The sequence below is a fragment of the Pseudomonas sp. genome, assembly GCF_036404235.1.
Classification (GTDB): domain Bacteria; phylum Pseudomonadota; class Gammaproteobacteria; order Pseudomonadales; family Pseudomonadaceae; genus Aquipseudomonas.
On record NZ_DASWOT010000068.1, the window covers coordinates 1 to 8,245 of the forward strand.

Annotated in this window: 9 protein-coding genes and 1 pseudogene; 7 read left to right on the top strand and 3 right to left on the bottom strand. The window is 55.7% G+C overall.

Features of this window, described 5'->3' with window-relative positions; translation table 11 throughout:
* Positions 1 to 220: 220 nt before the first annotated feature.
* From VGC62_RS08595 to VGC62_RS08620, 6 genes are all read left to right on the top strand, one after another.
* Entirely contained in the window at positions 221 to 670 is a 450-nt protein-coding gene (locus tag VGC62_RS08595; protein ID WP_331186649.1) for a hypothetical protein, read from the top strand.
* 75 nt (positions 671 to 745) lie between these two features.
* Positions 746 to 925 carry a DUF1382 family protein gene (locus VGC62_RS08600; protein ID WP_331186650.1) on the top strand — a complete coding sequence of 60 codons (180 nt, stop codon included), beginning with the start codon at positions 746 to 748 and terminating at the stop codon, positions 923 to 925.
* On the top strand, positions 922 to 1,077 hold the full coding sequence (locus VGC62_RS08605; protein WP_331186651.1) for a hypothetical protein: 156 nt from the start codon (positions 922 to 924) through the stop codon (positions 1,075 to 1,077). Before VGC62_RS08600 ends, VGC62_RS08605 begins: the two co-directional genes overlap by 4 nt.
* Positions 1,078 to 1,132: 55 nt before the next feature.
* Entirely contained in the window at positions 1,133 to 1,570 is a 438-nt protein-coding gene (locus VGC62_RS08610; RefSeq protein WP_331186652.1) for a hypothetical protein, read from the top strand.
* A gap of 19 nt (positions 1,571 to 1,589) precedes the next feature.
* Positions 1,590 to 1,832: an excisionase gene (locus VGC62_RS08615; RefSeq protein WP_331186653.1), complete on the top strand. Its 243-nt coding sequence runs from the start codon at positions 1,590 to 1,592 to the stop codon at positions 1,830 to 1,832.
* Positions 1,813 to 2,916, top strand: coding sequence for a phage integrase Arm DNA-binding domain-containing protein (locus VGC62_RS08620; RefSeq protein WP_331186654.1), 1,104 nt, complete (start codon positions 1,813 to 1,815; stop codon positions 2,914 to 2,916). Before VGC62_RS08615 ends, VGC62_RS08620 begins: the two co-directional genes overlap by 20 nt.
* An 80-nt stretch (positions 2,917 to 2,996) precedes the next feature.
* Here VGC62_RS08620 and VGC62_RS08625 read toward each other — a convergent pair.
* Both VGC62_RS08625 and VGC62_RS08630 read right to left on the bottom strand, forming a co-directional pair.
* Positions 2,997 to 3,239: pseudogene (locus VGC62_RS08625) on the bottom strand (sulfotransferase family protein); the annotation flags it as partial.
* Complete coding sequence (locus VGC62_RS08630) at positions 3,236 to 4,465, bottom strand: transaldolase family protein (RefSeq protein WP_331186655.1); 1,230 nt, start codon at positions 4,463 to 4,465, stop codon at positions 3,236 to 3,238. The pseudogene VGC62_RS08625 and the gene VGC62_RS08630, both read right to left, overlap by 4 nt.
* A gap of 550 nt (positions 4,466 to 5,015) precedes the next feature.
* Here VGC62_RS08630 and VGC62_RS08635 point away from each other — a divergent pair.
* Complete coding sequence (locus VGC62_RS08635) at positions 5,016 to 5,558, top strand: cytochrome b (RefSeq protein ID WP_331186656.1); 543 nt, start codon at positions 5,016 to 5,018, stop codon at positions 5,556 to 5,558.
* A 226-nt stretch (positions 5,559 to 5,784) separates the two neighbouring features.
* Here VGC62_RS08635 and VGC62_RS08640 read toward each other — a convergent pair whose 3' ends face one another.
* Entirely contained in the window at positions 5,785 to 7,866 is a 2,082-nt protein-coding gene (locus VGC62_RS08640; protein ID WP_414705770.1) for a TonB-dependent siderophore receptor, read from the bottom strand.
* Positions 7,867 to 8,245 lie beyond the last annotated feature (379 nt).

Genomic DNA, 8,245 nt, shown 5'->3' on the forward strand with positions numbered 1-8,245 from the left:
GGTGAGTGATGAGTGATCGAATCCCATGCTCTCAGTATGAGCAAAGTAAGAACTCCTGTAATAGCGGATTCCCAGCGATTCATCCGGTTTGCTGGGGCGGGTTGATAGGCTGCCCCACCTGCGGGAAATCAGACAGCGTGCCAATGTGCATGAAAGAAGATCTTCCCTTTCACCTGATCCGTGAGAGCGGCCTTCCCATCAATTGGCCTGAGGTGAAACCATGACCAACAAAACAGTAATGTTACCGTGCCCGTTTTGCGGCTCGACCGATATAAAAACGGTGGTGGACGACGGTATCCACTTCGAGCAGTGCTGCAAGTGTGAGGCAACTGGACCTACTGGATTCAAGCGCGGCGATGAAGACGATGCGGACTGGAACACACGCGCCGCCCCTGCCGAGGATGTCCGCGCAGTGGGGGATGAGCGCTCCCAAAAGGACTGCGCCATTGAGCACGCCGAGTACATGGCGACGGCAGCGGATTATGTAAGCGAGCATTTCAACGCCTATGGGCTCGCCCTATTTGAGTTTGACGAGTCAGATGCCGACGACGACAGAGATATGCTGGAAGCAATCGATTCTGCTCGAGAGGATCTGCAAGAGTCGATGACAAATCTTCGCCACATGGTTTACGAATTCCGCAAACGTCGTGCCCGCGCTATTCAGCAATAACCCCCCACCCACCCTATCCCTATTGCCTGCTGCGTATGCGGCGAAGTAGAAGTCATGCCTGGAGAAATCATAACTATGAACCGCGCCAACCCATCTGACCTTCGCGATGCTTCGATGATGGCTCAGTCGTTCATCAAGGCTGGCATCCTGTTCGTTCCCATGCCAGTCCTGAGCGCAGAGGACGCTCAACACCTTGGAGCAATGGCAAACAAGCGCCTCGATCAACTTGAACGGGAGGCAGATGAATCGCCATGACCATCACCAAAATCATCAAAGGCCCTCACCGCCTTATGGGTTGGTGGTGGGTGATCGCTGACTGTAATGGCAGCGTGCAATACATCTCCTGTCGCACCGAGCAGAAGGCCCGAGAGGTCGAAGTCGGCAAAGACAGCGCAATGTTTCAGTAACCCCCTTCCCCTCATTCAATCCTGCCGGTGTACGGCGGGCTGGAGAACTATTGCCATGACAAAAGAAGAACTCGCCGCACAACTGGACGGTATTCAGTACCCAGCACATCGCGCCATCACGAAAGAACACATTGCTGCAGCCAAGGAAGCCGGACTGGTGATCGTCTATGGAGCCAGTGACGACCTGATGGAACTCGACGGCGCGTCACGTGAAGAGATTGGCTGCTACGACGGCGGCATCGCGCTCATCGACCTGCAAGGCGTACTGCCAGATCGGGATTCGCTGGAGGAAGACGATGAGATTGCCGAATACGTGCTGCGAAAGCGGCAGGCCAAGACCATTGAGGCGCTGTGGTGCAAGGAGCCCGGCTATTCCTGGACGTACAAGACGGACATCCCCCATGCCACCTTTGAGGTTATGGAAGACGCCGAGAACTACTGTCGAGGCATTGTTTTCTCGCTGACCGAACTCGACACACTCAACCCCGCATAGACACCGGATGGAGAAAACTATGACCAAACTGACCTTGGAAGAGTGGGCAACAGACCAATTCAAAACTCCGCCCAACCTCAACACTCTCCGTACCTGGGCACGCGAGGGGCGAATATCCCCCACCCCGGTTAAGCACGGTAAGCGTTATTACGTCGAATCCGATGCTTGCTACTGTAAACCTGAAAAGCTGGAAAGAATCCCCAAAGGTGCAAGCCTGATCAGCAGAATAGAGAGCGCTCGACATGGTACCAAGGCCGCGTAGTCAAGGGTCAAAAGACCTTCCTCCGAATCTGTATCGCAAGACTGATCGCCGTAACGGAATCACTTACTACACCTACCGCGATCCGGTGAGTGGCCGTGTGTTCGGGCTTGGTAAAGACAAAGATACAGCGATTCGCGAGGCTGTCGCCGCCAACCATGCAGAGATACTAAGGCCAACACTCGCTGTGCGTCTTGCGGAGCCCTTGATTGAAAGGGGCAAGACATTCGCAGAATGGCTCGTGCAGTACAAAGCCGATTACGCAGAAAAAGAACTATCTATCCACACGATGCGGAACTTTAAAAGCCGAATCGCGCGCCTGGAGGCGCAGTTCGGCCCTATGCCTGTACGGAATATAAGGACGATGGATGTTGCGGCATTTCTGACTGGGTTGGCCAAGGAAGGAAAGGCTAATATGTCAAAAGCGCTCCGTTCCTTGTTGCGTGATGTTTTCACCGAAGCCATTGCTGCAGGTCTATGCGACGCAAATCCGGTAGATGCAACGAAGGCTGCACGAGCGAAGGTCACACGGGAGCGCCTGAGTCTTGAGCTGTGGCAGGCAATCTACGAAACGACCGACCGAACGTGGCTAAAACGTGCGATGGAGCTGGCCTTACTGACCGGCCAGCGTCGTGATGATATACGGGCGATGCTGTTCAAGGACGAACGCGACGGGTATCTCCATGTCGTGCAGTCCAAGACTGGCGCTCGGCTCCGCATCAGTTCCGCACTTCGCCTGGAAGCGATTGATCTTGACCTCGCTACGGTGATCAAACGCTGCAGGGATCGCGCTTTATCGCAGCACCTGGTCCACCACTCGAAACCCAATGCTCGCGTAAAGGCCGGGTATCCAGTCAAATTAGAAACTCTGACGCGTCTATTCGCCATAGTTAGGGATCAAGCAGCGGCTGCCTATGGGATTCCATTGAGCGACCACCCACCAAGCTTTCACGAAATGCGCTCTCTTTCAGCCCGCCTTCATGCTGCCGAAGGACGTGACCCTCAAAAGTTGCTTGGACATAGAAGCGCGGCGATGACCGATCTCTACCGTGATAGTCGCGGTACGGAATGGATCGACGTCGCGTAATCGGTGTCGAGTTTTGAGGGGATATTGGGGGAGTTTTGGGGAGGATTTTTAGATCAACAGAATCAGTGACTTACGGGTAAGCACATGTCCTTGTGGAATACGTGTCGACGCTCGCGGGTGGTGCGCAACAGTGCCTTGATACCGTCGTAGGTGGTTGGCAATCCGCAGTCCAGGTCATCGGATGGGATTGCCGACTGTTCATCGAACGCCATGTGCGCGAAAGGTTCGTGGAACACCTCGAAATCCTTGCGCTCGATGAACACCCGCTCCAGCGCTGTGGAGCGTGAACGGGGATGTGCCCACAACGCGATCATCCGATTCATAGGGAAGCGCCCGCGGATTCGGCTTTTGGCTCCCAGGCCGACATCGACAGGGGTCTATCCATCGCAAAGCCATCGACAAACCCCTGCAGTTGCCCGTGGGCAATGCAAGCTTCGTTACGCGCGGTAATGAACGCCGGGTGGTTCTCGAAAGCAGCCGGTTCAATGCCTCCCTCAAAGTAGGCGTCGGTGAAGTACGCAATGCACAGCAGCTTGTTCATGACCTCATCAGGAATGCGTAACCGTTGCCTGATCGGCAGGACCGGCAGCCCGCTGGCCTGCCGGCGCACCAGAAACTCGATGATCTCAGGCGTGAGGGTATAAAGCGTGGTGTCGGCACCTGTTCTTTCCAGGTGCCAGGCGTACTCTTCCCCCTGCTGATTGGTGTCGACGCGTAGGCTGCAGAGCAAAAGCCGTGCAGGCGTCGACCGACGTTGCAACAACGCCTGAAGCGCTTGATACATGGCCAGCTCAGCCCAACGTTTGTCAGTGTCGCTTAACGCAATGCCGCGCTGTCTGGCGTACTGATTGAACTGCTGCTCATCGCCGAAGCGGCCGATCATGAAGGTGATGACATATTGCGCGGTGCTGACGTCGACCTTTTTTTGCCTGGCAAGCAATTGCCCACGGTGAATGGCGTCCAGACAGGCCGCAGCTTGCGATACCGTGAAGCACAATGTGTTGTTGATCGAGCAGCCTTGGGCAACCAACCGCTCTATGGCTTGATAGCCCGCCAGACTGCCCGGCACCTTGATCATCACGTTGGGAGAAATCTGCGCCAGCTCCAATCCTCGCTTCACCATCCCCTCAACATCGTTTAACTGGGTGGTATCAACCTGCGCCGACAACCAGCCGTAACGTCGGCGAGACAAAATCCATAGCGGGTGAAGCTGCCGGGCACCTTCGCCAATCAATTGGTCATAGAGCTGGCGTGCTCGGTGGGCAGCAGGCAGTTGATGATCGATGATCTTGATTGCGTCATGCCAAATGTCGGCATGTTCGAGCACTGCCCGCGCGATAAGCCTGGGATTGGTCGTGGCGCCGCTGATCCCCGCCGGAGTATCAAGAAAGTGTTCAGGTAATAACTGCGATATGTAATTTAACATTGACGGATAACGATCAAACAGTAGTTTTCTAAATGTTTCGTATTCCGTTGGAGAAGCATCCCACCACACTTCTGAATCTGAGCTTTGGTCTTTTAATGCACGAACGAATTCCGGAATATCCATGATTCATGGTCCCTATGAGAAAGCATCCCAATTGACGTCCAGAGGGCACAGACGCCCAGGCAAAAAGCCTGTTGACTCAAGTTAATAGTTGAAAGCGCTGAACTTTCAGATGGTAACAATGGCTCCCATCCCGACACCTGTCAAATTGACTTTGATGGTTTTTTTATAATCAATAGATATATGGATAACATCATATATTCCCTAATATTATCAATATCAGAATGCCATGCCGCACTCATTTGAATACCTTCAAACGAAGAAAAGTTATGTGTATTTCGAGAATAAATACTCTGGAGGGTGAGTACAGCGGCTTTTCAGGCATGGAGTAAGTTCAGCGTTTCTCTAAGCGGGTGGATGCACACAGGATTGAATATTTCGAACATTGGGTATTCGCAGATCCATGCGTTTGCTGAACAAAGAGCTGGCACCACTCTTTTATATGGATGAAACGTTGTGCGCGATTCTGTTCATAATCACTGACAGCTGATGGACTGTTAACCTGGCTGGCGGCAAATAGCCTTTACCTGTCAAAAAAATGAGGAACCTGACCGTGACAACACCTCTCACCGCAGAACGCTACAGTTACAAAGCTCGCTGGCTCCACTGGGTCATGGCGGTCCTGATCATATTGGCCTACATCCTTATCCTCAGCCGCAGCCAGTTCGCCCGAGGGTCCGACCTGCGAATGTTGGTGGTACAAAGCCATTTCTGGGTTGGGATCGTGGTCTTGATCATGGCTTTTTTGCGCATCGCCGAACGCCATCGCCACACCCCGCCAGGCATCACCCCACCTCTGGAAGGGGTGCTACGTCTGGCAGCAACCGTGTCGCACTATGCGTTGTATGCGTTTCTTTTTGCGCAGCCGTTGATGGGGCTGTTCACGGTGTGGCTGGAAAAAGGCGCATTGCCGATTCCGCTGACGCAGTTGGCCATTCCCTCACCGTTCGATATTTCCAAAGACGCGGCAGAAGACCTTGAGCACTACCATGTGCTGCTGGGCACAATCTTCTATTACGTGATCGGTCTGCATGTGGTCGCGGCAATCTGGCACCACTTTGTGCGCAAGGACAACACCGTCAAACGGATGGTGTGAAGGTCGGGTGATCTGTAGGAGAGCCCCCGTCGTCCAGGCGCCGCGCTGTCGAGCCCGCGATGACGGCTCGTAGGCGCGTGGCTTGTCCCGCGACCGGCGGGGAACCCGCCGTAAACCTGCGCACAGGATGTGACTGGCAGACCGCGCGACCTGGGTTTACTGGCGCTGCGCCAGATCGTTACAGTGTGTTTGATGGGAGTTCACGCCTGCAGAAACGCACATCAGATCAAAAATCCAGCTTCGCCCGAGCGACCAATTGTCGCGGTTCGCCAATCACGATGGCGGGCGATCCCAGGCCACTGGCCGAGGTGTAGTAGCGCTCGTCGAACATATTTTTCAGGTTCAGTTGCAGGGTCAGGTCGCGTTCGTCGAGCTTCATTTTGTAGGCGACAAAGGCATCGGCTACTTTCGATGACGGCAGGTAATACTCAACACCCGTGCCGTCGTTCACGCCCCAACGGCTGGCATAACGCGCACCTGCCCCGGCACGCAGATCACCAATGCCGACATGGCCGAAATCACGCGTCAGATAAACCGCCGCAGTGTGTTTTGATACACCATCCAACGGCTGCCCCTTGAGGATTGGGTCTTCCAGCACTTCGGTGTCAGTGTAGGCATAGCTGCCAGTGATGCTCCAGGCGTCGTTGATCTGGCCTGTGATGTCCGCCTCCAGACCGCGTGACCGCACTTCACCGGACACCCGCGTGCAGGTCTCGGTGCCGCACTGTTCGCTGGTCTGCACGTTCTTTTTGTTGATATTGAACAGCGCCACAGTGGCGGTCAGGTAGTTGTTCTGAAACTTGGTGCCGATTTCATAGGCCTTGCCCTCTTCCGGTGGCAGGTCGCCAATCGGCGCGGCAATCGAGGTGTTGGGGCGGAACGACTCGGTGTAGCTGCCGTACACCGACCAATCGGGCTGGATCAGATAAACCAGACCGACACGCGGCACGACTTTGCTGTCCTTGACGTCGGCACCGACCACGAACGGTCGGCCCTTGCCGGTGATTTCATCAAAAGCGTCGTAACGCAGGCCGGCCTGGAAAATCCAGTGCTCACCCAGGTGCATCGAGTCCTGAACAAAGAAGGCGTGGGTGCGTAGGTGATCGCTCTGATCACTGTTGGACGCACTGACCGTACCCGGACGCGGCGTCACCCCATACACCGGCGCGTTGTAGTTGAAGTCGGCTTTGTTGGCGCTGCGATACAGGTCACCCAGGTCGCGCTCGTTCTTCATGTAGTCGGCACCGATCAGCAACTCGTGCCGCACATCGCCCCAGTACACATCGCCCAGCGCATTGACCGTCGCAGTGTGCGCGAACTGCACGGCATCGCGGGTGGCATCGCCACGGCGGGTGACCGCGCCGGTAGTGTAATTGGCCGAGATATAGCGCGATTGGTAGTCGTTGTAATAGTTGCGGCTGTAGCCGTAGCCGGTGCGCAACGTCCAGGTGTCGTTGAGGCGATGCTCCATGCGCAGGTCCAGAGCATCGGAACGCCCCGTGGTGACGTTGAACGGCTCATCCAAACGGCGGTTGCGCGGGATGTCGAGGACCTTGCCAGTCTTGGGGTTGATCTGCGTGCCACGGTCGAACGGCACCGAATATTCCATGTGCTCGTACGCCACTGAAACCGTGGTGTCGTCGCCGTACCAGGCCAACGATGGCGCGATCACCGACTGATCAATGCTGCCGAAATTGCGCCAGTAATCGTAATTCTGCTTGTCGGCAATGAAGCGATACGCCAGCCCACTGCTGCCCAATGGCCCGGTCAGGTCGATCTGTTCGCCGCCGCCACCGAAGCTGCTGCCAAACGCGGAAATAGAATGCGCGTCCACCAGTTGCGGCTTCTTGGTCACGACGTTGATCACCCCGCCCGGGTCCTGCACGCCATAGAGCATCGACGCAGGGCCCTTGAGCACTTCAATACGCTCGGTGGTCGGAGTGAAGTTGCGGGCCTGCACCGACTGCATGCCGTCGCGCATGATCGAGTTGTCGCGGTTGGTGCCAAAGCCGCGCTTCTGGATGGCGTCCTGGGTGCCGCCCAGCGTGTTGCCTTGCTTGACGCCGCTGACGGCATTGATTGCCTCGTCAAGGCTGTTGGGCTGGCGGTCCTCGATCACCCGATTAGTGACCACGTTCACGGTTGCCGGGGTTTCTACCAACGGCGTATTAGTACGGGTGGCCACTGAGGCACGGCGGGCCTGATAGCTGATTTTGCTCTGCTCAGTGTCGCTGGCTTCGCCTGATTGCGACGCAGCGTCGATGTTCACCGCGCCCAGTTGCAACTCCTCGCCGTAAGCGAAAGGCATCAGCCCCAGCGAACACAGCAACGCCGTCGCCGAACACACACTGAACAAAGAAACGGGACGAGCATGAAAAAAAGGCCTGCGAACACCGGATTGAGCTGTCATGACGGGGTAAACCTGAGCTGTCGGGAAGTGAAAACGATCGTTTGTGAAACGAATCTGATTCTCACTACACGTAAGCTGGAGCGGTTTACCTCACATGATTTTGAAAATATTTCTGGAACCGGATTCAAATCCTGAGCACGCACGATTCAGGTAGGCGCTGACGAGCAGCGCGACGCTGCGATTGCCATGTGTATCGGCATCGCGGTCTCGCCGGGCTCGTCAGCTACAGCGTGTTCTGGCCCTGAACCCCATGTGGGAGCAGGGCTTGTCCAGCGAC

Bases quoted from the DNA above. Each gene is read 5' to 3' on its own strand.
- VGC62_RS08595 (WP_331186649.1), top strand. From the start codon at position 221: ATGACCAACAAAACAGTAATGTTACCGTGCCCGTTTTGCGGCTCGACC.
- VGC62_RS08600 (WP_331186650.1), top strand. From the start codon at position 746: ATGAACCGCGCCAACCCATCTGACCTTCGCGATGCTTCGATGATGGCT.
- VGC62_RS08605 (WP_331186651.1), top strand. From the start codon at position 922: ATGACCATCACCAAAATCATCAAAGGCCCTCACCGCCTTATGGGTTGG.
- VGC62_RS08610 (WP_331186652.1), top strand. From the start codon at position 1,133: ATGACAAAAGAAGAACTCGCCGCACAACTGGACGGTATTCAGTACCCA.
- VGC62_RS08615 (WP_331186653.1), top strand. From the start codon at position 1,590: ATGACCAAACTGACCTTGGAAGAGTGGGCAACAGACCAATTCAAAACT.
- VGC62_RS08620 (WP_331186654.1), top strand. From the start codon at position 1,813: ATGGTACCAAGGCCGCGTAGTCAAGGGTCAAAAGACCTTCCTCCGAAT.
- VGC62_RS08630 (WP_331186655.1), bottom strand. From the start codon at position 4,465: ATGGATATTCCGGAATTCGTTCGTGCATTAAAAGACCAAAGCTCAGAT.
- VGC62_RS08640 (WP_414705770.1), bottom strand. From the start codon at position 7,866: ATGCCTTTCGCTTACGGCGAGGAGTTGCAACTGGGCGCGGTGAACATC.